Origin of the sequence: Thermofilum sp. (assembly GCA_038741495.1) — an archaeon.
GTDB lineage: Archaea > Thermoproteota > Thermoprotei > Thermofilales > Thermofilaceae > Thermofilum.
The window spans coordinates 1-23,301 of the sequence record JAVYKX010000001.1 but is presented as its reverse complement, the minus strand read 5'-3'; the positions used below and the strand labels follow the sequence as shown (position 1 = coordinate 23,301).

Genomic DNA, 23,301 nt, shown 5'->3' with positions numbered 1-23,301 from the left:
CTGATTAATATTTCCCCCTCCCCTCTCACCTGGAGGGGGGATGAGCTGGCGTGGACGTAGCCTAGCGCTGCTAGCACTGGCTCTCTGGTTGATGGCGCCTCTCAGTAGCAGGACTTTCGTGATCAGAATTCAGTACATCGCTTACGGTAGCGGTGTTGTAGACAGCAGCGTATACTCGAAGCACATGATACTAGTCCCGACCCTCGAGGGGGTACAGGAAAGGGTGACCGCCGAACTCTACGTGAACGGGGTTCCGGCGAGCTACTCGGTGATGGTTGATCCCGAAGGAAACGAGTACGCTGATCCTGGACCTCTATCTTTCAGTGGGTCCCTCAACCTGACGTTAGTGCAAAAGGTGAGAACCCTATCCCCTCCATTTAGAGCAAAGTTCGAGCTGCCTGCTGGAGCTTCGTGGGAGGAGGCGCGCGGAAGGCTGCCCCGAAACTCGTTTTGGAGATGCAACTCTAGCAGGGTGAAGTTCGAGGACGTTGAGAGGATCTCGTGGGAGCTGAGAAGCCGAGCTGAAACACCGGCACACTACTTGCTGAGCGTGATTCAGTGGATTCTAGAAAGGTTCAAGTACTCAGAGAGCACGGTAGGGGGTGTCCGCTGCCCCTCATCTTTCCTCGAAAACCTTACGGGTCCCTGCGGAGATGTACATGCTTTCGCCGCAGCGCTTCTAAAGATTCAAGGCCTCGACGCTGCCCTCGTGTACGCCTACATAGTTGACCCTAGCGCAAGCCAGGAGCTTAGTTCTCAAGGTTTAAGATACTCCCTGGTTGGCGCCCACCCTCACATATTCTCCGTCGTGAATTTCTCGAGCGGGATCGTACCCGTTGATCTGACAGCGAGTGCCGGTGAATCTGCTAGAGACAAGATATCCGGCTCGAGCCTTAACGTGCTCGATAACATTATCGTCCTATACAGGATAAGAGAGAGCAACCCAAACGACTATCTTATCGTGTACGGTGTAGAAGGGGCAACCCAGGTGTGGCTGCGAATAGACGTAAGTGAGCTGCAAGATAGCTCTCTCACTAGAGCGGTGCTACTCGCATCGGGGGCACTAGCGCTACTTCTCCTGGTGAGGCTATCCCCGGCGCGGAGCTAGAGTAGAGAAGTAGCCGAAAACGCTTTTCGCTACTTTAATCTCGCCCCGCAGAATGGGCATATGAGGTGTAAATCCCCGTAGGGTAGCTCCCTTCCGCAGTTGGGGCACCTTGGAGAAGAAAGAGAAGCCGGAGAGAAGGCAGCGGGATGCGGCGTGGCCGTGGGTTGCGTTGACGGCGCAGCGAAGACGCCCTCCTCGCGGGTAATAGGCGTAGGCTTTACGGCTTTCGCCTGGCCCGAAGGCTGCGCGCGAGCGGGAGCCGGTGCGACAGCGGGAGCTGGTGCAATCACTGGGCTGGGCAAGCGCTGAACGGGTGGGCGCTGAGCAGGAGCCTGCAGCGCTGCTTGCTGCGGCGCAGCGCTTCCTTCAGCAAGACGGGAGTAGATCTTGAATGAGTAGGCTTCTAGGAGAGAGGGTAGAGAGATGTTCAGCAGCGTGTACATGGATAGAAATGCGAAAACCGCCAGGGCAGGGATAATCCCGAGAAGGATCAAGTCTCCCGGCTCCAGGGCCACTGCGCCGGTCTTCACGGCGATGAGCAGTACCATCGCGGGTGCTGTAGTTAGCACAGCTGTCGCGAGGGACCATTGCAGAGCTTTCTCTCTCGCCTTCCCGAGAAGCTTTTCAAATTTTTCATCCCTAGGCGGTCGAGGTGGTGTGTGCTCCGGATCTCTGGAGCGTTTTAAAGAGTTTAACCCTGGCACACCCGGCATTCAGGACAACAACCTCCCTTATGCCTCAGCTCGAGCTGAAATAAGCTTTTTGACGACTACCCTCTCGTCCTCCAGCTCCAGCTCAGCCATAGAGCTGTTTTCAATAGCTTGTAGGATATCGTCCTCGACAGCCAGCTTGGGATTCGTAAGGTTCACCTCGAGGCCGAGGAGCTCGCTCAACTCACGGAGAGTGTACGTGAGGTCGCGCACCTTGCTTTTCGCGCTGACAACTTCGTCTTGCACCTCGGAGATGAGCTTAATCACCTGGAGGAGCAGCTTTCTGTGCTTCTCCTCCAAGCCGCCGTTCAGCGCTAAATCCTCCAGAATTCCTAAAGCTTTCAGCAGATTAGCTCGGACGCTCATCCGCCACCCGCTCTCTCTAAGTGGGGAGGTTGTAGTAAAGCGGTTCCGAGGCTTGAGAAGATGATTAAGAAACAGTTACGATTGTAATACTGCTTAACTTCTCTGCTCAGCTGCAGCAAAGCGGCAGACCCCGCTTAGGCGGATTAGGCAAGCTCTCGTGCGCCTCTACCGCAAGGAAAAGCGAGCTAGCTATGATCTTCAAAGCCTCCCTAAAGAGGTTCTTCTGAAGACAGGCTTTCTCGAGCGCGGCGAGCCTAAGCCACACCGGTGGGTGCGCAGTAGGTAGGAAAACACTTAGAATTCTTCTATGAGGAGAGGAGCTCTTAGCTAGAGAAGGGTATTCCAGTTTAATTAACGCTCTCCTCAGGGGCGCCCGCCCCGCCTTGAGGGCAGCCTCCAGGTCCGCCCGGAGTTCTAGAGCTCTCCACAGCAGCGTGACCGCATAAACTCCGGCAAGAAAAACGGCTATAAGAGCCGGTATGTTAAGCAGCAAGACCTCTAGGCCTGCTAGCAGGAGGAGCCCTACAAGCGATGCCACAAGGGTAAGAGTAGCAGAATCACCGTGCTTAATGTGGCTCAGCTCGTGCGCCACTACGGCATGCACCTCATCCTGGTCGAGGTCGATAAGCGCATCTACCCCGAGCACCACCTTTGATCCGCCTAGGGCGCTGTAGCTGACTGCTAGCACCCTTCGGGAAGTTGTTAGGAAAAACTCGGGGCACTCGCCACCGTTGCAGAAGCGTGCAGCAGGGCTGGGAAACTCGAGAACGGAAACCCCCCTGACCGGTACCCCCCAGCTCTCAAGCTCGGAGATCACAGCATCGGGCGTTAGCTCTCCAGGTTTTTTGGCAAGACTCAGCTTTGCGAAAGAGGCGGCGAGCTCGACATCACTATCTAGCGATACCAGCTTCGCCACAATTATCCTCAGGGGCTGGCCGTGCGGCATCCTCCACCTAGGTAACGCTCGTAAGGCCACAGCCGGTCCCAGAAGCAGCGCAATGGGCAGAGAAATCGAGAAGGCGAGAGCGGTCGAGAGCAGGAAAGGTATGCCAAGGGCTGAGAGGGGAGCTTCGAGGCATGTGACCACGGCCGCGAAAACAAGCACACCAAGAGCTCCTCGAGAAAGAAAAGCCGCCAGCCTGCTTCCTCCAACCGGTAGGAGTTGATCACCTAGGAATACTATCACCAGCTCTGGTTCCGCTCTACAGAGGGCAGAAACCTCTAGAAAAAACGATTTTAGGAAAAAATCGAGAGCTTTCTTCTCCTCCGACTCCACTATAAGCTTCTCTTCATTGTTAAGCGTGATGAGAACATCTCCGAAGTGCGTCCTGGCACGCCAGGTCTCGCAGCCCGCCCAACGGCTTCTCAGAGAGAATGAGAGAAGACCCTTCCTCTGAAGAGCAAGAAGCACATCCTCAGGTTTAGAGCGCGAGCGGGAAAAACAGAGCAAAGGTAAGTACAAGCTCTTTACGTACATACTATGCAGCTCCGCTTTCAGCCGATGTCGATCTCGGCAACCTCCCTTCGCCTTCTAGAGAAGGCCGCTCCAGCCACCACTGCTGTAACAGCTCCAGCAGCAGCTGCTGTAGCGGCAGTCACCGGGCCTATCAGCGGGAGCTCGAAGAGTATCCAGAGGTTCAAGTCCACCGACGCGTCGGCATTTAAGTTCACCGTTTGCTGGGCTGAAACACCCTTGTACTCTGCCCTTACGGTGTAGGTCCCGCCCGGAAGCTGAGTGAAGACCACCTTTCCGGAGTCGTCGGTCTCCAGCTCCTGCTTAAAGCCTCCCTGACTCTCTACGGATACGACTGCGCCGGAAACGGGAGAGCTCAGCGCGGTCTTGACGTTCACCTGTAGGTCGTAGAGCGAGCACGGTATGAGCAGCTCGGAGCCGGTGAGCGTAGCGAGCGTGGCTTCGCCTACTTTCGCGCCCCTGTAGTTAATAGCTACCGTGTAAACCCCTGGAGCGTAGGGCTTAACCCTAGCGGCTCCATCAGCCTCGCTCACAGCGGTTATCTTAACGGGTCCTTCCACGACGACTTCAGCGCCGATGACGGGTCTTCTCTTGGAGTCAACGGGCTTCACAAGCAGAGTCGGCCACTCGATGCTGAAGAAGTAGGTTCCCTCCTCGACTTGCGCCCCATTCTTCACCTGAACCGCAGCCTCGTGCTCCTCGACCACTATGCTCCGCCACTCGCTGCCCCACCCCGAAGTGTAGTTCCCTAGCCTCTCCAACACTTGACCGCTTGGAAGCGTAAGGCTTGTAATTCTCGCGAGACTTGGTACCTGGACGACTATAAACGCTGCGTATGCGTCGCCGAGATCCCTAGAGCTCACTGAAACCTCTAAGCCCCTTGGAGTCCACACTCCCACCTCGCGGTAGTAAACGGGCACAGCTATTATTCGGATATCGTCCCGCCCTAAGTTCGTGATCTTCACGGTAGCGCCGTAAACCGTGTAAGCTTCTATCCAGTAGTGGAGCAGGAAAGGTGGGATCAGCAACGAGGCTCCTCTAACGTCTATCTGATCTCTTCTCTCCGCAGCAAGGTCTACGATATCTCCTTCAATCTTTACCTGAGGCTCTCTCATAGGTCCTGGCGCAACGCTGTAAGCGACAATGATCCAGCCGAGAGGCTTCCAGTCGAGCTTGTTCTTAAGCGTTAAAGCCTTCGTGGACTTAGGCGCCACTGTGTACTCGGTATAGGAGTCCTCGATAACCAGCATCGCGCCGGGCAGCGCGAAAGCCTCGTTTCTCTGAAGCTTCACCGTGTACTTCCCGAAGCCCAGCTTCGAGACTTTAAGCTCCACGTGCTTTAAGTCGAATTTCACCGCGCTAGCCTCCACAGTTTTCTGAAATTCGACGCTGAAGAGAGAGTTGCCCTGCTGGTCGAGAACATCTTTCACTATGTAGGGAGCATAGTTATCGATCGTTACTCTCACCACCACGTTATCGAAGCCTGCACCCCTGTACTCCGAAGTATCCAGCGTGATGTCCCCCCTGATAGCCTGCCAGCTCGTTTTCCTCTGAACAGTGATTAACCTGACTTTACACGTGCCGTTGTACCCATTTGAGGATAGTTTTATCTCACCTGTGTAAGATACGAGAGAGGCAAGCACCCCCATGTTTTCACTCCTCTTATCGTACACTACTGGAACGATCCCTTTTGGCGCACCGCCCTCGAAAACCGCCACGAAACGCTCCAAGGTGAAACCCGGTAAGGTGGTTGCGCTGACCAGGAGAACATCGCTTTTGGCTCCGAAATCTATCTCCACGATTTCCTCTGTGGTCACCAGCACATCGATTCTGGCGTAGAAATCCGGCGACTTGAGCGCTTCAGCATTAACAAGTAGCGGGGCGAGCGCCAGAACTATTAGCGCAGCTGCTATCACGCACTTTTCCACTTTCTTCTCACCTGGAGCTAACACGGCGCTTCGCAAGAAATTTCGTGATTCGTTGACACCGCCGGATAACTCAACTATCCTACAAACGTACTACAGCTCTCGAGCACTCCAGAGATCGGAAGAAGAGCTCTGCAGTACACCTTCTATTGCGAAAAACAGGTTAAAAGCGTGAAGAAGGGAAGTGGCGCCGGGGCCGGGATTTGAACCCGGGACCCTCCGGTCTCCTCCCGCTCTACTCGGTTAACAGCCGGATGCTCCACCTGGCTGAGCTACCCCGGCCGCGTGGGGAACCACCGCCCCTCCTTTTAGCTTTTTCGTAGCACGGTTTCTGGGCTGCTACTTCTCACGGGTGAGTGCCGCGATCTCGAGGTTCGCGCACAGAACCCTCTGCACCCTGCTTATAGCAAACTTCACATCCTCCTCTGTGACAGTCTTCCTCTCGGCGTGTCTGGAGGCCTCTACAGACTCTCTAGCTATTTCTCGTGCTAGCTTCTCCAGGAAGTCTCTGAGCACCATCGCCGCTTCTTCGCTGACACGCTCGGCTCCGGCCTGGTGAAGTATCCTGTCCAAAGGAGCGAGAGGGATTTCATGGTCTTTTCTTCTCGAAGACGGCTTCTGCGTCATCAAGCTACTTAGTAGTAGGAATAAAAAAAGTTATCCTCTCTCTGTGTGGTCAAAAGAGAAATTGTATTTCGAGAGACGCTCGTCCCTCGCGAAAACTTATTTACCATCAGGCTGTCGTGAAGAGCGGGTTCAGCATGGGTAATGTAAGAATAAAGCTGGTTAAAAGAACGGCAAGGGAGATGCTCGTGAGATACGCGAACCTATTCACAGACGACTTTGAACACAATAAAGAGGTTCTAATGCAGGTGGCAGAAATACCCTCAAAAACTCTTCGAAACCAGATAGCCGGGTACGTAACCAAGCTCGTGAGAAGACAGAGGAAAATCGAGCAACAGCTGAGCTTAAGACAAGAGCTCACGGTTACCGACGAAGAGGAGTATATCAAGAGAATCGAAGGCGTCTAGCCTCACCCCTCACACCTAGCGGAGAAGATTTAAACTTCTACTGGTAAATTCTCCCGAAGTGCGGGGGTGCCCGAGCTAGGACAAAGGGGGCGGTCGCGAAAACGGCCCAAACTTAGGATCCGCAGCGGATAAGAGCTCCGCTGGCGTCGGCCTGCCCGGGTTCGAATCCCGGCCCCCGCACCAACCTCTCCTTCTTAGCGCAGCAAGCGCCTCAAGCCCATGCTGAAAAGCCGACCGTGGCAGCTGGGTGCGGGTCGTCTCTGGTTCAGTCGCTGTGCTGAAACGGTGAAGTTAGATAACTTAAATGAGCTCTAAACCTGCTTGCAAGTGAACGAGCACATTTCGTTAAATATCAATGGTGGGCCCGCCGGGATTTGAACCCGGGACCCCCCGGTTATCAGCCGGGTGCTTTAGGTGCACCGGCTCTACCTGGCTGAGCCACGGGCCCCATTGCTCCTTCTCCTAGTTTCTTTTGAATTTTTCGCAAAAGGACTTCGCGATTGGAGGTCGAAGACTACCCTACCATGGTAGAGAAAGTACGTCACGAATGAAGTTTTACCTTTATGTAATTTAATGCTTTCGTTAATTTTTTATTTTTTGAAATGATTTTTACAATTTAACTTTGATAATTATAAAAAATAAATTATTTTTATGCATCGCAACTTCTGCCTTTCCCGAAGAAAAGTATAAGTCTACCGCTAGTTGAGAAGGAGCTGGGCCCCGGTCGTCTAGTGGTCCAGGAAGGCTAGCCCCTGGAGTGGCGGCCTGTCGAGCCGCAGAACCCGGGTTCGAAACCGGGAACTTAAACCGGCGGAACTCCCGGCCGGGGCGCCAACTTTTCTTAAAGCTTCACATGTGAAGCTCGCGAATAAAGTCGAGGCTGAACTCGCCTCTATGCACCACTATGTACACTTTGAGAGTTGCATCAGGCTGCTTCAAGTAAGCTACAAGCTTTCGGTCTATGTTCCAGGCAGCTTTATCAGCGTTAACAGCTATTGTTCGGCTATCGACATAGGAGCTTCTCCTCACCACTATGGATTTTGAGTCTTCTAAAGTAAGCGCGGAGTGCCCCCTCCCTGTTACGGTTTCAACCAAGCCCGGCTCCTCCGCGATAAAGAGGAGAGTTATTCTCTCACCTGACCTTATCGCCTGCTTAAGCTGCGGATGGAGGTCGGCGGCCGCCTTGGTAGCTGCAACAGCTATTATGCAGTCGCCACGTAGTGTGAGGGTTTGATCCCGCGTTATTTCAAGCGTGGACTTGTGAGTAGCTCTGATGTTGGGGTGACCTCTCGCCTCTAATCGATCGACAGCGATGAGGTTATCCATACTACGTGAACCAGCTTTCAAGAGAAGTCTGACGGAAGTGCGTTTTGAAGGCTTTCTCTAAACGCTGAACAGCGTTCTCAACTCTTTCAGGAGAGAAGTCGTGCTCATCAACGAGGAGCTTGTGTATCTTCTCTCCATCGGGCTCTCTCCACTCGAGCCGGTACTCGCTAGTGACCTCCGGATGGAGAAACCACTCTAAAATCTTCTCAGGAGGTACATCGTGAGTCCACTCCACAGCTTTGAAAACTCTATCGGGTGTTTTCAGCTCCTTGACAAGCTTCAAGGCTCTCTTAGCACCGATACCCTTAACACCTTCAGGCGCGTAGTCAGTGCCCACGAGGATCCCAATCACGACTAGCTGCTCTCTCGTTATTCCGTACTCGCCGAGTAGCTTCTCGAGCTCGATAAGCTCCGGCTTCACCTCGACGTAGACATCCTTCCTAGGAAGCTTCCTTTTCCCGGTTATCCCGAGGTTCCTAACAAGCCTTCGCCCTCCGAATAGAAGAGAGTCGTAGTCTTGGCTTCCCGCAGCCCAAGCATCACCCTTAATAGTCATGAAGGCTGCTTGCGCTTCTCCCTCGCTGGGGGCTTGAACCACCGGCACTCCCATGTATGATAGCAGCTTCTTAGCATCTTCGACCATAGATGTCGTGAGCCTGCTAGCCTGCTGAGCGTAAATGCGGGCTTCCTCAACTTCTCCCCGCTCTAGAGCCTCCAAGTACTTTTGCTCTGCTTCGGCACGTAGCCTGTACCTTCTCTCAAGCTCTTTCGCTTTCAGCTCAGGAGGTTTTCCATCGAAAACGTAGACCACCTTTATCCCGAGCTCGATGAAGTTCGCGGTCCGGTAGAAAAGACCGTTGAGATGGCTTGTGATATTTCCTTTAGAGTCCATCAGCGGGGTTCCGTCTTTCTGCCTAATGGTAGCTAGAAACTGGTAGAGCATGTTATAAGCATCAAGAGCTACGACTCGGCCGGAAAGCTGCTCCAAAGGTATCTCGGTAGTGACAGGCTCTGCTAGCTCCCGGAGGTTGACCCCCACAGCACCTCATGCAGAAAGTAGCTTAACCATCCTCATATTCTTTTTTAACACGGCAACTGTGATCAACCCGCGCGCTTCTAACACAAGTAAAGCTTTGTTTAAGTCTCTGGGCGTCAGCTCGATCTCGAAATCCTCTAGACGCTTAGCAACCGCTTCGTAGAGCTCTTTCTCGTTCATGGAGCCGCCGTTTCTCTTCAGCTCGTAAAGGATCACTGAGTAGATCTCGCACATACATTTCACACGTAGAAACCCGAAACCGTGAGCTGTGGCCGTGCAGCTCTTCTGAATCTCTCGTTCCATGTCTCGTAGAATTTAATGAGATCTGGAGTGAGGGACGGTTTAACCCTTTTGAGAGCTTCCTCGAAGTGGCGAGCGTACACCTTGTCGACGTTGATGCTCTCTCTGAGGGCTAGCAGCCCAGCCTCCCTGACAAGCAGCTCTATGTCCGCGCCTGTGTAGCCTTCTGTGCGTTTTGCTAGTTCTGCGAGGTTAACGTCTTCTGCGAGAGGCATTCTCCTCGTGTGAACTTTCAAAATCTCGAAGCGAGCTTTCTCGTCGGGCGGCGGCACGTAAATTAAGCGGTCGAAACGGCCGGGGCGGAGCAAAGCAGGATCCAAAATATCCGGACGATTCGTCGCACCAATCACCACCACACCCTCAAGCCTCTCCAAACCATCCATCTCCGTCAACAACTGGCTAACAACGCGCTCTGTGACGCCAGAGTCAGCTGTGACAAGCCCGCGAACAGGTGCAAGAGCATCTATCTCATCTATGAATACGACACTGGGGGCAACCTGCCTGGCTTTGCGGAATAGCTCCCTGATAGCTCTCTCGCTTTCGCCAACCCACTTGCTGTAAACCTCAGGTCCTTTTATGCTGACAAAGTTTGCTTCGCTCTCCGTGGCTACGGCTTTGGCTAGGAGGGTCTTACCCGTGCCCGGTGGACCATAGAGCAGAATACCCTTAGGCGGGTCGATGCCCAAGCGCTCGTAAGCCTCAGGGTGTTTGAGCGGCCACTCGACCGCTTCTCTAAGCTGCTGCTTCACATCCTCAAGCCCACCGATATCGTCCCAGCGAACCGTGGGAACCTCCACCTCGATCTCGCGGAGAGCACTCGGGGTAATCTCTCTGAATGCACTCATGAAGTCCTCCATCTTGACCTCTATCGTCTCGAGCACCTCAAGAGGGATCTCCTCTCTCTCGAGGTCGAGCAAGGGAAGCACTCGCCTCAGAGCCTTCATGGCAGCCTCCCGGCAAAGGGCCGCTAGATCTGCTCCTACGTAGCCGTGAGTTATCTCGGCCAGCTTCTCCAGGTCTACGTCTTTGGCTAAAGGCATGCTTCGAGTGTGCACCTTCAGGATCTCAAGCCTCCCTCTCTTATCGGGAATCCCGATCTCAATCTCCCGGTCGAACCTCCCGGGCCTCCTCAGGGCGGGGTCCAGCGCGTTAGGCCTATTGGTAGCCCCAATGACTATCACATCTCCTCGAGCTTCCAGCCCGTCCATGAGTGCTAGGAGCTGTGCAACGACTCTTTTCTCAACTTCACCAGTTACTTCTTCACGTTTCGGCGCTATAGCATCAATCTCGTCGATAAAGATAATCGCAGGCGCGTGCTCCTTAGCTTCCTCGAAAATTTCTCTAAGCCGCTGCTCACTCTCACCGTAGAACTTGCTCATAATCTCGGGGCCGTTGATGGCGATGAAGTACGCATCAGTCTCGTTCGCCACGGCTTTAGCCAGGAGGGTCTTACCCGTGCCCGGTGGACCATAGAGCAGAATACCCTTAGGCGGGTCGATGCCCAGCCTCTTGAATAGCTCTGGGTGCCGCAGAGGCAGCTCGACCATCTCCCGAATCTTCTGCTTCGCCTCCTCTAAGTCGCCGATATCATCGTAAGTTACTCTCGGAATCCTGCCAAGGTCAACCGGCCTTTCGAGAATCTTTAACTGAGTCTTCTCGGTAACTACCACTACGCCCTTAGGCTTAATGCTAACAACGTTGAAGTGTATCACCTGGCCGAGAACAGGAATTTGAATCACATCACCCTCGATTATGGGTCGGTCGAGAAGCCTTTTCTTCACGTAGGCTACAAAGTTTTCATCCACAGCGAGAGTCATAGAGGCTGGTGCTAGTCTCACGAGGATGGCTGGCTTAACCTCAGCCTTCCTAACCTTCACCTTATCGCCGATGCTCACTCCAGCGTTCTTCCTCGTCCAGCCATCCATCCGGATAACTTCCTTTCCCTTGTCCTCGGCATAGCCAGGCCAAGCTATCGCAACCGTCTTGCGCTTACCCTCGATCTCGACGACGTCCCCGGCGCTTATGCCGAGCAGCTCCATTGCGTCTTCATCAATGCGCACCCTACCCCTGCCTGCCTCGTGCTGCCTAACCTCCAGTACTTTCAACTCAATCTCGTCAACGTGGTCTTTGGACATCTACCTCACCAGAACCGCTGTTTCTTGTGAGATTGCAGCTCCTATAAATAGTATGCTTTCACCCCCGCGCTACCAGGTGCGCGAAGCGTCCGAAGTAAAGTACAAAAAGGTAATTGTCAGAGAAGCACAAGCGATCGGAAATGAGCGGGCAAGGCGCTGCGAAGGGTGACTTCCTCTTAGTAGACTACACGCTCAGCGTGCTCGAAGAGACCGGTGAGAGGGTAATCGTTACAACGAGCTCCGAGAGGGGGGAAGAGGCTGCGGGCGAAAGCGAGCCTGAGCTGGTAATACTCGGTGAGGGAAGATTGCTCCAAGCGATAGAGGAGGCTCTCAGCGGCATGAAAGAGGGTGAAGCTAGGGAGATTGTGCTCGAGCCGCGTGACGCCTTCGGAGAAAGAGATCCGAGAAACGTAATAATTCTCCCAGCTAAGGAGCTGAGCAGCAGAGGCGTGGTGCCGAGAGTAGGAGAAGAGATTGAGATTGAGGGGCGACGCGGACGCATAATCAGGGTGGGGGCTGGGAGAGTAACAGTGGACTTCAACAACCCTTACGCAGGAAAGAAAGTGAAAGCTAAGCTTGCAGTTAGGAAGGTACTTCGCGAAGATTCCGAGAAGATAGTAGAACTGTTGCGGAGATGGTTCCGGGGATTACCCCGCGAGCGGGTATCGGTAAGCTTGCAGGGCAATACTGCGGAAATTAAGGTTCCTCTAGCCATTTTTGCTTACAGCAACGCTCACATCCTGTTAAGCGGATTCATCAGGGACCTTGAAAAATACTTCAGCGGGATAACAGTCATCCGCCTAGTAGAGGAGGAGAGGATCGGGAAGGCTGAAGATGAAGCTCAGGCAGCGCAGTCCCAGAGTGAGAAAGCTAGCTCGAGCGGCGGAGAAGCTTCTGCTTAGCGAGTAGCCAGAGCCGTGGAGAGGGAGGGTCGAGTAGCTCTGCTTCAACAAGCCACAATCTCTCGCGAATCCTCTGCAGGCCCTGTAGAAGCCTTATTCTCTCCCCATCACCAACGCTTACAGTGTCGCAGGCTGGAATATCGGGGCAGTTCGGCTTCCTGTACTGGATTACCGCGCCGGGAGCTACAAAAGGGATCTCTACGACGAGCCTCACGGGGAGCTCCTCCACGAGAACCACCTGGAGTCTCTCTGAGAGAGCAGGGCATAGGTTGAAGTGCTTTCTCACCTCTACAACCCGGTAGCTAACTAAAGGACGCATCGTTCCTATGCAAACATTGAAGAATTGACATGAGAGACATTTCCCGGTGAGCAGGGGCTGAAACACAGCTCCTTTACGCGCGAAAGGCTCTGTGACCATTGAGAGAGCCCTTCTACCCATCCTGCCCACGCTGATAAGTGCGAAAGAAGTTAAAATGATTTGGTATTATCGAGGTCTAGCCCATCAATTAACGCTTAAATTAAAGGTTAGGCCCAGAGCTTCGAAAAATTTTCAATAAGCGTGCAGAAGCATCGGCTAGAGCCGCCGAAAAACCGCGAAGAGCATGAGGTCGGCAGAGCAGGGGGGAACCCGGTACAGCAGTGCGTATTTATCCACCCATCCCCCAATTCGATCCGTAGAACAGCTATGCAGAGATTTGAGCCCTTTAAAGGTACTACAACAATCGGGCTAGCGGGACCTAGCTTCGTAGTTTTGGCTGCCGACAAGAGAGCAACAAGCGGGTACTACATAGCGAGCAAGGATGTGAGAAAGATACTCGAAGTGGATAGACATGCAGCCGTGACGATAGCTGGCACGGTTGGTGATGCCCAGCAGCTTGTTGATCGGCTGCGAGCCGAAGCACGGTACTACAGCACGGTGCTGGGTGAGCCCATGCCTATTAGGAGCATCGCGAACCTAGCGTCTCTGATTCTCTTCAGCTATAGACCAATTCTGGCCGTAGAGATGCTCGTGGGCGGTGTTGACAGCGAGGGTCCATCTCTGTACTTAGTTGACCTTTTAGGCTCTGTAACCCGGGAGAAATTCACCGCTTCAGGCTCTGGCTCCCCCTTCGCGATATCTGTTCTCGAGAGCGGTTACCGCGAGAATATTTCCGTCGAAGAAGCTGTCGAGCTTGCTGCGAAAGCGGTGCGAGCGGCGCTATCGAGAGACCCTGGTAGTGGTGAAGGAGTGGACATAGCAGTAGTAAGCAGTGAAGGGATAAGGTACTTTACTCAGAGATAAGGCAAGATATATTACCACGCAACTACTCGCAAACTCGCAGTTCATCAGCACTTTTCTGAGGTGTCAAGGTTGGAGGATATCTGGGAGGCAGTCAAGGAAGTACGTGAAGGTATCTTTAGCAACGTCCCTCCCACTGCTGGCATAGTGGGAGTAGACTTCGAAGGAGCCAAAGTAGTCATCTACACTCGAAACCCCAGGGTTTTCCTGGAAAACGATGGCGAGCTGGTGAAGAAGATAGCCAAGGCCATAAAGAAGAGACTGGTCGTCAGAGGAGATCCTGAGCTGAGAAGGGAGGAGAAAGAGACGAGGGAAATCATCAAGCAGAAGATACCTAGCGAGGTCGGCCTACGAGATATACACTTCAACGAAGTGACGGGAGAAGTTGAGATAGAAGTCCTAGCACCTGAGAAACTTGACCCAGCGCTGGTTCAGGAGATATTCATCGAAACTCTCTGGTACCCTAAAGTTGTGCGAAGTTTGCCAGTGCGCTGTAGAACTATCCAGGATCTTCGCGACCTGTACAGAGCAAACTCCGAGGAACGTAAAAAGATTCTGCACAGGCTGGGAGATAGAATATACAGGAAGCCGCTTTTTGAGATTGACCGTGTCAGGTTGGTAGCCCTAGGAGCATTCCAGGAAGTTGGCAGAAGCGCTCTCCTCGTCCAGACGCCCGAGTCCAATATTCTCCTCGATGCTGGGCTCAAGCCGACAAACGAGAGAGATGAGCTTCCGCTCTTCGACCTGCCGGAGTTTGATGTCGACTCTCTGGACGCGGTGATTATTACGCATGCCCACTTAGACCACTGCGGTGCCCTACCCCTTCTCTACAAGTACGGCTACAAGGGTCCCGTGTACATGACCGAGCCAACGCTCCACCTCATCAAGCTCCTCTACGAGGATTACATCAAGGTCTCCAGCCGAGAGGGGAAGCGCGAACTCTACTCCATGCGGGAGGTAAACTCTGTGCTTCTCAACGCTTACACGCTCTCATACGGGGAGGTAACCGACATCGCTCCAGGTGTTCGGCTAACCCTGTACAGAGCTGGTCACATACTGGGCTCCGCCATGGCGCACCTACACATTGGAGAGGGGCTCGTGAACGTAGTATACACGGGCGATATGAAGTATGCACGAACTCTACTCCTCGATCCGGCGCACAGCAAGTTCCCGCGCGCAGAAGTACTGATCATGGAGACGACCTACGGAAGCAAGAACGATGTCCTCCCCAGCGAGGAGGACTCGCTGCTCGATCTAGCTAAAATAGTTAAAGATACTGCCGAGAAAGGAGGGGTTGTTCTAATACCGGTTCTGGCAGTCGGTAGAGCACAGGAAGTCCTGGTGGGGCTTATTAACCTAATGAAGAAGAATCTTCTGCCCCAGCTGCCTATATTCATAGAGGGGATGGTGGACGAAGTATCCGCGGTGCACATGGCGTTTCCCGAGCACTTATCCGCAGAGATCAGGAAGCTCGTCTACAGCGGTGAGAGCCCCTTCACGTATGAGAACGTACACGTGATACGCGGAGAGGAGAGAGAGGAGGTGGTGAGCAAGCGCCCAAGCATAATTCTGGCAACCTCAGGCATGCTCACCGGCGGCCCTGTGCTAGACTACCTCAGGCTGCTTGCAAGCGACGCGAATAGCAGCCTCGTCTTCGTAAGCTACCAGGCGGAGGGGACTCTAGGTAGAAAGATCTTGCAGGGGTTGAGAAAACTCTCCTTTGTTGAAGACACAGGGCGCGTTGCCACAGTAGAGCTACAGATGCAGGTCTACAGGCTTGAAGGGTTCTCGGGGCACAGCGATAGGCGGCAGTTGGAGAACTTTTTAAGACGAATGGAGCCCTCACCCAGGCTAGTGGTACTCAATCACGGCGAGAGTAGTAAAATTGCTGAGTTCCGAAGCTACTTGACGAGCGAGTGGTTCCGAAAGAAATTCGACTTTAAAGCTGAGGTAATAGCACCCAAGAACGCAGAAAGTGTAAGGGTGGTATAACTGAGCTCGAGTAATGCTGAAGGAGGCAGCTCTCCGGGCGAGGTGCAAGGACCCTTTCAGGGAAAGATCAGAGGCCAGAAAATTATAGTTACCGACAAGAGCGCGATAGACTTTCTCTCGGCGAGAGGCTACGGACTTTCTCGCGAGACAGAGCTGCAGCTCGACCTAATAGAGGCCGCGTACCTCACCTACAGAGGATTGCTTGTAGTCGAGGATGAGAAAGGAGGCAAGCTAAGCTTCTCAGACCTTCTGTCTGTTGGCAGCTCTTACGATCCTGACTTCTGGATTAAGCTGAACGTCTACACGGATCTGCGTAACAGAGCACTCGTCGTTATGCCGGGTGTCTCCAAATCCGAGTTCTTGGTAGACTGGAAGAAGAAAGACGGCGCAAGAAGATTCCTAGTCAGGGTACTTCACGAAGGATCCAAGATAAGCTTCTCCGACTTCGAAGAGATGCACAGGAGAGCTCTGGAGAGCGATAGAGAGCTGGTAGTGGCGATAGTTGATAAGGAGGGTGTGATCACCTACTACACCGTTGAGGGTGTAGTACGTGTCGCACCAATCGAAGCTGAGGATTACGAGCAGGTACAGTCTCAGCAAGAGGGACAGGAGAGAGCTAGCGGAGAAGGCGCTTAGTGAGCTCGGCGAGAGCTACAAGGAAGCTATCGAGAAGTGCAACCTGGTTGAAGTCGCAAAGATACGCGAAGGCGATATAGAGGCGGTGTACTTCCTGGACGGAGTCCCCGCGATGCTAGAACATAAGGTGCACGGGCTTTTGCCCGCCTTATATTACATCTACAAAGCTGGCGTGAGCCCCAAGTTGCCAAGCGTATACGTAGACACAGGAGCTGTTTCCCGCATACTCAACGGGGCTGACGTGATGGCCCCTGGTATCAGAAAGATAGAGGGGGAGTTTAGTACAGGAGGCAAGGTTGTGGTTAAAGAACTGGAGAAAGGTCGCCCGATAGCTATCGGTGTAGCGCTCGTCGAGTCGAAAAATATACCTCAAATGATGAAAGGTAAAGCTATAACTAACGTTCATTACCTCGGCGATGAATATTGGACACTATCTATCTAGTTAGGAGACTAGGATGGGCACGTAAAAGACCCTGGCTTGTGAACACTCTCGGCCTACGTAGAAAGAGCATGAAAACGGAACTATCTGGCTTGGTGGGCCGGGAGGGACTTGAACCCCCGACCTACGGGTCTGGAGCATCGGCCAGCTCGACCGCCGCTCTACCTTGCTGAGCTACCGGCCCTGCCTAACAGCTGGTTTTGAAGGGGTTTATCCTTTTCGCTTGTGCCGGGCGCGGGTTACCGGCTTTTCATCGCGGCCTCCGTAGCCTCTCGAGCGGTGACCTGGAGCGCCCGGCAATTTTAATTCCTAGGTATCTGCTAATCACTTTATCGGTGACGTGGCATGAGCGAGGATATCGAGATTATTAAGCGGCGCATGCTCCTCGAGCTACAGCGGCGGGCATTGCAACAGAGCGCTCCGAAGCAGGAGAAGAAGATCGATTTCCTCACAGTGTTCACTAGCAGTTTAACGGATGACGGGAGAGAGATGTTCAACAGAGCTGTCAAGCAGTATGGCGAGGCTGCAAAGAAGGTGGGGGAGAGGTTAGGTGCGCTAATACACGCGGGCAGGATCAGGGGGAAGCTGAATGCTGAAACGGTGTACTGGGTTTTCTACGAGATAGGTATGCCTATAAGGCTAGAGACGAGAATAGTCTACAAGAAGGGTGGGGAGGTAAAGAGCATAAGCGATATGCTTCGCGAAGAAGACTAGGCAGCTAAATGCTTATTTACCGTGCTTTGCTGCTTGCCGCGGTGGTGGCAACGGCTCGAGCTACAAAACTGATACTTGTTGGAGCTCCTTGGGCAGCTTTCAACGACAAACTCAAAAAAATCTGCCAGGATATAGCAGCCGAGAAGGGTATCGGGTTCGAGGAGAAAGTAGAGGACTACATCTTTCTCATGAAGCACGGAGAGAAAGATGAGCTCGGGGGTGCCGACATACCCCAGGTATTTGTGGAATTCGACGATGGAACAATAAGGCATGTGCTCACCCGCGTCCCTATCGCCGGAACGGAACCCGACTTCGAGGAGGCAAAGAAGAAGATTCTAGCAGCTCTCGGCTAGCTTTGCGCAGCGGCGAAGTACTCAATCGAGTATTTCTCCAGTAGCTCTTCGAAGCGGATGTCCAGCGCTTCGAGCACCTGCTCCAAAGTGGTCCTGATTATTTCGATGTACTTCTCGTGATCCACCTCGTCTATTCGAGCTAGCTCCACAGGCTTCACTCCCATTTTATCACTCGTCTTTACGTAGCTGATCACATCCCCCACTTCGATAGATCGCTCGATCCCAAGCTTCTTGAGGTGGGTGATTAGAAGCCTCGCAGCTTTCACGTGCTGCGGTGTGGTCTTCGTGTAGCTCGACAGAGGCTTAGTGAGAGCCACCTTAAACGCGAGAAGGTTAAGAGGAACTTTCCCCCGCTTTAGATCGTCTATCGAATCTCTGAGAATATCTTTAACCTTGTCAACGCTTTTCTCAAATGCTGCAACGTCGGAGGCTGAGGAGAGAGCTTCGATAACCTCCCTGAAAATCTCCTTCACGTAGTCTGGAGTATTCCTCTTCTTTCCGGTAAGACCCTTTACGTCGACTTGCCCGTCGGCCAGCATCCCAAGGTAGTTTTTCTTCCTCCTGCTGAAAACCACCCACGCGTACTCTTTGTCCACGCTCAAGTCGATCTGAAGCTCCGAGAGCACAGACTGAACTAGCTCCTCGACAGCCTGGGGGGAGGGGCTCCAGAGGAACAGGCTGTCTGTGTCGCCGTACACCACTGGGATACCTAGCGAGACTGCCTTCTCCATCGTGCGCAGGATCGAGTATCGGCCCAGCGCGGCCGTGCTCTCTGCTAGAGGTGGGCAGTAGAGGGGGAAGCTATCGGCTCCGAATACCCCATAGCTAGCGTTGAGGAAAACCTTCAGAGCGGATTGAACAACCTCCGCTTTCTGCCTCTCTTCGCGACTGCCAGCGGTTTTGGCTAGCCGCTTGAAAACATATACTCTGAGATCTCTGAGAATGCCGATTATGCTGGACATCATGCCTCGTCGGCGGCGGCACACCCAGTGAGTCGTGCCGGGTATACTGTTGCTCTTGCAATCCTCGTGGGAGCATCTAACAGTCTCGTAGCTGAGATTCCATGTCTTGATCACGCTAGGGTACAGGCTCGCGAAATCCACGACAACGACGTTGAAGTAAACCCCCGGCAAGGGGTTAAGGACGATAGCTCCCATGTACTTCTTACCTTTAATTATAGCTCTCGTGGAGACCTGGCCCTTCTTTCTCACTATATCTTCAGGGTTGGGGATCAGCCATCCCCTCTGTCTGTGCTCGTAATACAGCATGTTTCTTATCCATGCCGAGATATTATGACGTGTAAGATCCTCAATTGGAAGCTTAGAAATTCTCATCATCATGACTATTAAGTTGATTACAAGATCATCGTTGAATGCCGTGAGCTCGTAGGTGAGCTCTGCGTCTCGCAAGCTATACTCCGCAAGCTTCCCATAACTCATGCTAGCGATCGCAGAATCTCTCTGAACCTTGCCTTTCCCGAGAAGCGCCGTGGATATTTCGTCTAGAGTTCTCCCTTCCCGATACTTGTTTCCGAAGGCATACACTCTCATGGAGCGGTTAGTGAAAAACTTGTACAAGTCTATGTGTAAACCCCTTTTCAACCCTGCATACTCCATCTTAGGAGACCACTCGATAGGGTTCTTCTCCTCTGGTACTCCCAGCTTAAGCGCCCTGTTGTAAAGGTAGGGTAAGTCGAAATTATCGCCATTGAAGGTGATCACTAAAGGATACGAAGATAAGAGGTTGAAAATGGCTTCAATAAGACTCTTCTCGTCATCGAAGAAAACCACTTCGCCATCTACCTTCACCTCTTCTTGCAAGCCTTCCTCTCTTTTCAGGAGAAAAACACCCTTCCGTCCATCCGACGCGCAGTACGAGAAAGCAATAACCCTGTAGTTAGCTTCCTGGGCGTTGGGGACTCTGTCCCTAGGAGACTCAACCTCTATGTCTACAGCCACACGCTTAATACGCGGCACAGGAGCACTTAGCACCTCAGCCCACTCAAGCGCTTCTGCTGCCAAGACTTTATCTTTCGAGTAAAGCTCTTCGATGATCCGGGCCAGGTTTTCGTCAGCGTGCTTTCTCACAAGCTTAAGTTCGCCGTCAACTATCTCGTAAGGCATTCCGGGGATTAAGCTCCTATCGTAAATGTAGCAGTGGTGATACTTAATCTTCGCCTCCCAAGCGTGGCCCTTAAGAATCTCTCTAATGCTATGCGGAGAGCCTCCGATAGATAAGGGATCCTGCGCTTCGATCTTGCTCATTAAGACGAGTCTATCCTCGAGAGCATCGTACTTCTCTACGATATCTATTCTGAAAAAACCCCGATGACGTACGACCTCAGGATACCTCTGAACAACCTCCTCCGGGCTGAGGTCCGTGAGAAGGTAGGGTTTGTGGTTAGACCGGTCAAGTATCTCGACTAGAGTTTCTTTCTCATCATCGTAGAACACCATCTTAGTTTTGCCGCTCCTGCCATCGTACTTTACCGATAAGAGATAGAGCACGATCCCTCACCTGAGTCTTAGCCCTACCACCTCTACATGTGCCCGCATTTTCACATATCTTTCACGATAAAATCGCTACATAGGCTGGGTGAGAAGCGAGTGCCAGCAGCGGTCAACTTCTGGCCGGGCTCGCCGGAGTAGAGTGGGTAGAAGATCATCAGTTACTTCTTATACCTTTTCGGCCGCAGGTCTCTGCTCTTGCACCTTCTGCAGCGCTCAGCATCCCAAGGGTTGCGGGCATTACACCTCCTGCAAATCTTTACCCGGAAGTGGTGGTCTAGAGCGAGCTGAAGCTTCTCAGAGTCCCTTATAGGCATAGCTCCTCGGAGCTCTTGAAGAGTAGCGGATAATAAATTCTTTATGCATTACGCAGGCCTAGCCATCAAGTAGGCGTCCTCGCCGTCAAGGTAGTAGTTGGGAATGACCTTGATCACGCTGTAGCCGAGCTTCTTGTATAGGCGAATCGCTGGCTCGTTGCTGACTCTTACCTCTAAGTAGTACTCCTCAGCGCCGTAAAACTTCTTCATACTCTCCATAGCCTCGATCATCAGCGCAGTGCCGATCCCCCGGCGTCTCGCACTCTCTACCACGGCTAAAGAGATTATGTGTCCTCTTTTCCCTACCTTGCTCGGGTTTGTGTACAGGTTATCGTACTCAACTCTGCACATGATGTAGCCTAGCACTTCACCGTTCTCTTCTGCGACCAGGAAAGCTTTGCCGAACTGGTTCAGGTGAAGTTCGAAGTAGAAAGGTGGGTAGTTCTCCGGCAAAACCTCCCTGTTGATCTTAATTACTTTGGAGAGATCCTCCCGCTGAGCTTCTCTCACGATGAACGTGATAACTATCACCTCTCAAGCTCGAGCTACTGAAGCTCCCACATAAAGGATTATTACAATTTCGCGCCGATTACTCTTCAAGAAGCACCCCGTACTCCTTCAGAGTATTGTATACCTTCATGACGGCCTCTCGAACCTCTTCCTCCTTCTTTGCACCAGTGCAGACCACCTTGCCGCTGGAGAATATCAGCAACACGACTTTAGGCTCTCTCATCCTGTATATAAGACCTGGGAACTGCTCGGGCTCGTACATCGCGTTCTCGAGCATGAATGCCGCTTTCTCTAGGTCCACGCTCGCTCTCAGGTTAGCGCTGGCAACAATGTTCTGAATCTCTATTATCGGCTCGTTCCTTATGTCTATCCCGTACTGCTTCAATAGCTTAACTATACTTTTTACGGCTTTGTAGACTTCTGCCTCTGACTTAGCACCAGTACAAACCATCTTCCCACTAGAGAATATTAGCGTAGCAGTCTTAGGCCTGGTGAGCCTCAGCACGAGCCCCGGAAACTCTCGGATCCCGGATCCGGAGATCCGGGATGTTCCGGGCTATACTCGGCATGGGGGATTTTCTCAGCAATTTTTTCAAGGTCTAAACGCTGATTCAAGGTAACGGATGCCACAACGTTCTGTATCTCGTACACAGGTTCTCGGGCGATGCTCCCACCCCTCTTTTAAAGGGGTTATTTAAAGCCCTATAAATGCTTAGTGCCCATTAGCGAGAAGTATATGTTTCGGCGCGTTACCGCCACCGCGTGGGACACGGTGAAAAACGGCTCCGCACGAAAAGTGAACCCAGCAGTGACATTTTACCCTTCATAGCGACCCTAGCTATCCTTTTGCTAGCAGCAATAGTGCTCGCACCTTTGATGAAGCAGTGGAACATCGTACCGCTAGCCGTCGTGTCGAGCTGGTCTATGGAGCCTACACTCCACGTGGGAGACATTGTCGTGGTGGTGAAAAAGGACAAGTACCTTCCGGGCGACATAGCACTCTACAGAAGCCAGCAGGGAACAATCATTGTCCACAGGGTGCTTGGCGAAACTCTAGCCGGATCTTACGTGATGAAAGGCGATGCCAATGCTTACGAGGACAGCTACCAGCCAAAGCCTGAGGAGATGGTGGGGAAAGCTGCGGTGGTAGTACCGTACGTAGGGGCTTTTAGGCTACTCCTGCCCATTCAGCTGCCGTAGAGAGCGGCGAGAGAGCCCCAGAGAAAAAAATTTATAGAAGCGATAATTTGGTTGGCTCGAACGGATATGTCTCAGCCGGTTTCCCAGATCCCCGTCCTCATACTTAAGGAGGGAACCCAGAGAACTACTGGGCGAGATGCCCGCAGAGCGAACATCTACGCTGCACGGGTGATAGCTGAAGCTCTTGCAAGCTCGCTAGGTCCACGGGGAATGGATAAGCTACTCGTCGACTCATTCGGGAATGCGACGATCACCGGTGACGGAGCAACTATTCTGAAAGAGATGGAGGTTCAGCACCCCGCTGCTAAGATGCTCGTAGAAGTCGCCAAAGCGCAAGACGATGAAGTGGGTGACGGTACTACCACTGTCGTCGTCTTGGCTGGCTTACTGCTTACTCATGCTGGGGAGCTTATCGAGCAGGATATTCACCCGAGCATAATTACTGAGGGTTTTGAGAAAGCACTCGTCGAAGCTCTCAACACAGTAGACGCGATTGCTGAAAAGGTTGATCCTCTCGACAGAAACATCCTTGAGAATGTCGCTAAAACGGCGCTTTCCAGCAAAGTTGTTGCCGAGTTTAAGGATTATCTTGCGAAGCTGGTTGTCGACGCGGCACTGCAGGTAGCTACCAAGAAGGACGGTAAGTATGACGTAAGCCTAGATGATATAAAGGTCGAGAAGAAGAGAGGCGAAAGCCTCCTCGATACGGTTCTCGTCCATGGAATTGTCCTGGACAAGGAGGTTGTGCACCCCGCGATGCCTAAGCGTGTTGAGAACGCGAAGATTGCTCTGCTTGACGCCCCGCTGGAGATCGAAAAGCCTGAGTGGACAGCCAAGATTAACATCACTTCACCTGATCAGCTCAAGCTCTTCCTAGACGAGGAAACAGAGATCTTGAGGAGGAAGATCGAGAAGATTAAGGAGGCTGGTGCTACTGTGGTGTTCTGCCAGAAGGGTATTGATGATGTGGCTCAGTACTACTTGGCGAAGGCTGGGATTTTGGCTGTGAGGAGGGTGAAGAAGAGTGATATGGAGAAGTTG

At 52.7% G+C, this 23,301-nt stretch carries 25 protein-coding genes and 5 tRNA genes; 13 read left to right on the top strand and 17 right to left on the bottom strand.

Annotation, left to right across the window (positions count from 1 at the left end; translation table 11 throughout):
* Positions 1-40: 40 nt before the first annotated feature.
* Complete coding sequence (locus QXU72_00150) at positions 41-1,108, top strand: transglutaminase family protein (GenBank protein MEM0493662.1); 1,068 nt, start codon at positions 41-43, stop codon at positions 1,106-1,108.
* A 29-nt stretch (positions 1,109-1,137) separates the two neighbouring features.
* Here QXU72_00150 and QXU72_00145 read toward each other — a convergent pair whose 3' ends face one another.
* The 6 genes from QXU72_00145 to QXU72_00120 all read right to left on the bottom strand — a co-directional run bounded on the left by QXU72_00145 (position 1,138) and on the right by QXU72_00120 (position 6,210).
* Complete coding sequence (locus QXU72_00145) at positions 1,138-1,821, bottom strand: hypothetical protein (protein ID MEM0493661.1); 684 nt, start codon at positions 1,819-1,821, stop codon at positions 1,138-1,140.
* Positions 1,822-1,839: 18 nt separating this feature from the next.
* A complete protein-coding gene (locus QXU72_00140; protein ID MEM0493660.1) occupies positions 1,840-2,184 on the bottom strand; it encodes a hypothetical protein in 345 nt (114 codons plus the stop codon).
* A gap of 106 nt (positions 2,185-2,290) precedes the next feature.
* The gene (locus QXU72_00135; GenBank protein ID MEM0493659.1) at positions 2,291-3,661 is read right to left on the bottom strand and encodes a M48 family metalloprotease; all 1,371 of its coding nucleotides are present in this window, start codon (positions 3,659-3,661) and stop codon (positions 2,291-2,293) included.
* Positions 3,662-3,678: 17 nt separating this feature from the next.
* A complete protein-coding gene (locus tag QXU72_00130) occupies positions 3,679-5,586 on the bottom strand; it encodes a carboxypeptidase-like regulatory domain-containing protein (protein MEM0493658.1) in 1,908 nt (635 codons plus the stop codon).
* Positions 5,587-5,768: 182 nt separating this feature from the next.
* A tRNA-Asn gene (locus QXU72_00125) sits at positions 5,769-5,865 on the bottom strand.
* Between the two features lie 57 nt (positions 5,866-5,922).
* Positions 5,923-6,210: an NFYB/HAP3 family transcription factor subunit gene (locus QXU72_00120; GenBank protein MEM0493657.1), complete on the bottom strand. Its 288-nt coding sequence runs from the start codon at positions 6,208-6,210 to the stop codon at positions 5,923-5,925.
* Between the two features lie 116 nt (positions 6,211-6,326).
* Here QXU72_00120 and QXU72_00115 point away from each other — a divergent pair, with 116 nt between their 5' ends.
* Together QXU72_00115 and QXU72_00110 are read left to right on the top strand one after the other, a co-directional pair.
* Positions 6,327-6,614 (top strand): 30S ribosomal protein S17e, encoded by a 288-nt coding sequence (locus tag QXU72_00115; protein ID MEM0493656.1) that lies wholly within the window; start codon positions 6,327-6,329, stop codon positions 6,612-6,614.
* 60 nt (positions 6,615-6,674) lie between these two features.
* Positions 6,675-6,797, top strand: a tRNA-Leu gene (locus QXU72_00110).
* A 173-nt stretch (positions 6,798-6,970) separates the two neighbouring features.
* Here QXU72_00110 and QXU72_00105 read toward each other — a convergent pair.
* Positions 6,971-7,062, bottom strand: a tRNA-Ile gene (locus QXU72_00105).
* A gap of 269 nt (positions 7,063-7,331) precedes the next feature.
* Between QXU72_00105 and QXU72_00100 the strand changes: the two genes are divergently transcribed.
* Positions 7,332-7,448, top strand: a tRNA-Asp gene (locus QXU72_00100).
* A gap of 15 nt (positions 7,449-7,463) precedes the next feature.
* Here the strand turns inward: QXU72_00100 and QXU72_00095 are convergent.
* Genes QXU72_00095 through QXU72_00080 form a run of 4 tightly spaced genes read right to left on the bottom strand, consistent with a single transcriptional unit; the run spans position 7,464 to position 11,411 of the window.
* Positions 7,464-7,940, bottom strand: coding sequence for a DUF371 domain-containing protein (locus tag QXU72_00095; GenBank protein MEM0493655.1), 477 nt, complete (start codon positions 7,938-7,940; stop codon positions 7,464-7,466).
* 1 nt (position 7,941) lies between these two features.
* Positions 7,942-8,979: a flap endonuclease-1 gene (gene fen / locus QXU72_00090; protein MEM0493654.1), complete on the bottom strand. Its 1,038-nt coding sequence runs from the start codon at positions 8,977-8,979 to the stop codon at positions 7,942-7,944.
* A gap of 6 nt (positions 8,980-8,985) precedes the next feature.
* On the bottom strand, positions 8,986-9,210 hold the full coding sequence (locus tag QXU72_00085) for a hypothetical protein (protein MEM0493653.1): 225 nt from the start codon (positions 9,208-9,210) through the stop codon (positions 8,986-8,988).
* A 5-nt stretch (positions 9,211-9,215) separates the two neighbouring features.
* Positions 9,216-11,411 carry a CDC48 family AAA ATPase gene (locus QXU72_00080; GenBank protein MEM0493652.1) on the bottom strand — a complete coding sequence of 732 codons (2,196 nt, stop codon included), beginning with the start codon at positions 11,409-11,411 and terminating at the stop codon, positions 9,216-9,218.
* Between the two features lie 140 nt (positions 11,412-11,551).
* Here QXU72_00080 and QXU72_00075 point away from each other — a divergent pair, with 140 nt between their 5' ends.
* Positions 11,552-12,313 carry a peptidylprolyl isomerase gene (locus QXU72_00075; GenBank protein ID MEM0493651.1) on the top strand — a complete coding sequence of 254 codons (762 nt, stop codon included), beginning with the start codon at positions 11,552-11,554 and terminating at the stop codon, positions 12,311-12,313.
* Here the strand turns inward: QXU72_00075 and QXU72_00070 are convergent.
* Positions 12,282-12,752 (bottom strand): UPF0179 family protein, encoded by a 471-nt coding sequence (locus tag QXU72_00070; GenBank protein MEM0493650.1) that lies wholly within the window; start codon positions 12,750-12,752, stop codon positions 12,282-12,284. The two genes, QXU72_00075 and QXU72_00070, sit on opposite strands and share 32 nt — an antisense overlap.
* A gap of 246 nt (positions 12,753-12,998) precedes the next feature.
* Between QXU72_00070 and QXU72_00065 the strand changes: the two genes are divergently transcribed.
* The 4 genes from QXU72_00065 to QXU72_00050 all read left to right on the top strand — a co-directional run bounded on the left by QXU72_00065 (position 12,999) and on the right by QXU72_00050 (position 16,662).
* Complete coding sequence (locus QXU72_00065; GenBank protein MEM0493649.1) at positions 12,999-13,595, top strand: proteasome subunit beta; 597 nt, start codon at positions 12,999-13,001, stop codon at positions 13,593-13,595.
* A 69-nt stretch (positions 13,596-13,664) separates the two neighbouring features.
* Complete coding sequence (locus QXU72_00060) at positions 13,665-15,584, top strand: beta-CASP ribonuclease aCPSF1 (GenBank protein MEM0493648.1); 1,920 nt, start codon at positions 13,665-13,667, stop codon at positions 15,582-15,584.
* Positions 15,585-15,626: 42 nt separating this feature from the next.
* Complete coding sequence (locus QXU72_00055; protein ID MEM0493647.1) at positions 15,627-16,220, top strand: hypothetical protein; 594 nt, start codon at positions 15,627-15,629, stop codon at positions 16,218-16,220.
* Complete coding sequence (locus QXU72_00050) at positions 16,135-16,662, top strand: DUF1947 domain-containing protein (protein MEM0493646.1); 528 nt, start codon at positions 16,135-16,137, stop codon at positions 16,660-16,662. Before QXU72_00055 ends, QXU72_00050 begins: the two co-directional genes overlap by 86 nt.
* A gap of 90 nt (positions 16,663-16,752) precedes the next feature.
* On the opposite strand, the gene QXU72_00045 is transcribed toward QXU72_00050, so the two are convergent.
* Positions 16,753-16,843: transfer RNA gene (locus QXU72_00045), tRNA-Trp, on the bottom strand.
* Between the two features lie 161 nt (positions 16,844-17,004).
* Between QXU72_00045 and QXU72_00040 the strand changes: the two genes are divergently transcribed.
* Complete coding sequence (locus QXU72_00040; GenBank protein ID MEM0493645.1) at positions 17,005-17,373, top strand: hypothetical protein; 369 nt, start codon at positions 17,005-17,007, stop codon at positions 17,371-17,373.
* Between the two features lie 41 nt (positions 17,374-17,414).
* Positions 17,415-17,726 carry a hypothetical protein gene (locus QXU72_00035; GenBank protein MEM0493644.1) on the top strand — a complete coding sequence of 104 codons (312 nt, stop codon included), beginning with the start codon at positions 17,415-17,417 and terminating at the stop codon, positions 17,724-17,726.
* On the opposite strand, the gene QXU72_00030 is transcribed toward QXU72_00035, so the two are convergent.
* The 4 genes from QXU72_00030 to QXU72_00015 all read right to left on the bottom strand — a co-directional run bounded on the left by QXU72_00030 (position 17,723) and on the right by QXU72_00015 (position 21,586).
* Entirely contained in the window at positions 17,723-20,233 is a 2,511-nt protein-coding gene (locus QXU72_00030) for a DNA-directed DNA polymerase I (protein MEM0493643.1), read from the bottom strand. The genes QXU72_00035 and QXU72_00030 overlap by 4 nt on opposite strands.
* A gap of 161 nt (positions 20,234-20,394) precedes the next feature.
* Positions 20,395-20,550 carry a 50S ribosomal protein L40e gene (locus QXU72_00025; protein ID MEM0493642.1) on the bottom strand — a complete coding sequence of 52 codons (156 nt, stop codon included), beginning with the start codon at positions 20,548-20,550 and terminating at the stop codon, positions 20,395-20,397.
* A 48-nt stretch (positions 20,551-20,598) separates the two neighbouring features.
* The gene (gene rimI, locus QXU72_00020; GenBank protein ID MEM0493641.1) at positions 20,599-21,081 is read right to left on the bottom strand and encodes a ribosomal protein S18-alanine N-acetyltransferase; all 483 of its coding nucleotides are present in this window, start codon (positions 21,079-21,081) and stop codon (positions 20,599-20,601) included.
* Between the two features lie 58 nt (positions 21,082-21,139).
* A complete protein-coding gene (locus QXU72_00015; protein ID MEM0493640.1) occupies positions 21,140-21,586 on the bottom strand; it encodes a TATA-box-binding protein in 447 nt (148 codons plus the stop codon).
* Between the two features lie 236 nt (positions 21,587-21,822).
* Here QXU72_00015 and QXU72_00010 point away from each other — a divergent pair, with 236 nt between their 5' ends.
* Together QXU72_00010 and thsB are read left to right on the top strand one after the other, a co-directional pair.
* The gene (locus tag QXU72_00010) at positions 21,823-22,260 is read left to right on the top strand and encodes a signal peptidase I (GenBank protein ID MEM0493639.1); all 438 of its coding nucleotides are present in this window, start codon (positions 21,823-21,825) and stop codon (positions 22,258-22,260) included.
* Between the two features lie 51 nt (positions 22,261-22,311).
* Positions 22,312-23,301: thermosome subunit beta (gene thsB / locus QXU72_00005; GenBank protein ID MEM0493638.1), on the top strand; the 990-nt coding region annotated here is incomplete at its 3' end.

Coding starts and splice junctions, on each gene's coding strand:
- QXU72_00150 (MEM0493662.1), top strand. CDS start 41: ATGAGCTGGCGTGGACGTAGCCTAGCGCTGCTAGCACTGGCTCTCTGG.
- QXU72_00145 (MEM0493661.1), bottom strand. CDS start 1,821: ATGCCGGGTGTGCCAGGGTTAAACTCTTTAAAACGCTCCAGAGATCCG.
- QXU72_00140 (MEM0493660.1), bottom strand. CDS start 2,184: ATGAGCGTCCGAGCTAATCTGCTGAAAGCTTTAGGAATTCTGGAGGAT.
- QXU72_00135 (MEM0493659.1), bottom strand. CDS start 3,661: ATGTACGTAAAGAGCTTGTACTTACCTTTGCTCTGTTTTTCCCGCTCG.
- QXU72_00120 (MEM0493657.1), bottom strand. CDS start 6,210: ATGACGCAGAAGCCGTCTTCGAGAAGAAAAGACCATGAAATCCCTCTC.
- QXU72_00095 (MEM0493655.1), bottom strand. CDS start 7,940: ATGGATAACCTCATCGCTGTCGATCGATTAGAGGCGAGAGGTCACCCC.
- QXU72_00085 (MEM0493653.1), bottom strand. CDS start 9,210: ATGTGCGAGATCTACTCAGTGATCCTTTACGAGCTGAAGAGAAACGGC.
- QXU72_00080 (MEM0493652.1), bottom strand. CDS start 11,411: ATGTCCAAAGACCACGTTGACGAGATTGAGTTGAAAGTACTGGAGGTT.
- QXU72_00075 (MEM0493651.1), top strand. CDS start 11,552: ATGAGCGGGCAAGGCGCTGCGAAGGGTGACTTCCTCTTAGTAGACTAC.
- QXU72_00070 (MEM0493650.1), bottom strand. CDS start 12,752: ATGGGTAGAAGGGCTCTCTCAATGGTCACAGAGCCTTTCGCGCGTAAA.
- QXU72_00065 (MEM0493649.1), top strand. CDS start 12,999: ATGCAGAGATTTGAGCCCTTTAAAGGTACTACAACAATCGGGCTAGCG.
- QXU72_00040 (MEM0493645.1), top strand. CDS start 17,005: ATGAGCGAGGATATCGAGATTATTAAGCGGCGCATGCTCCTCGAGCTA.
- QXU72_00025 (MEM0493642.1), bottom strand. CDS start 20,550: ATGCCTATAAGGGACTCTGAGAAGCTTCAGCTCGCTCTAGACCACCAC.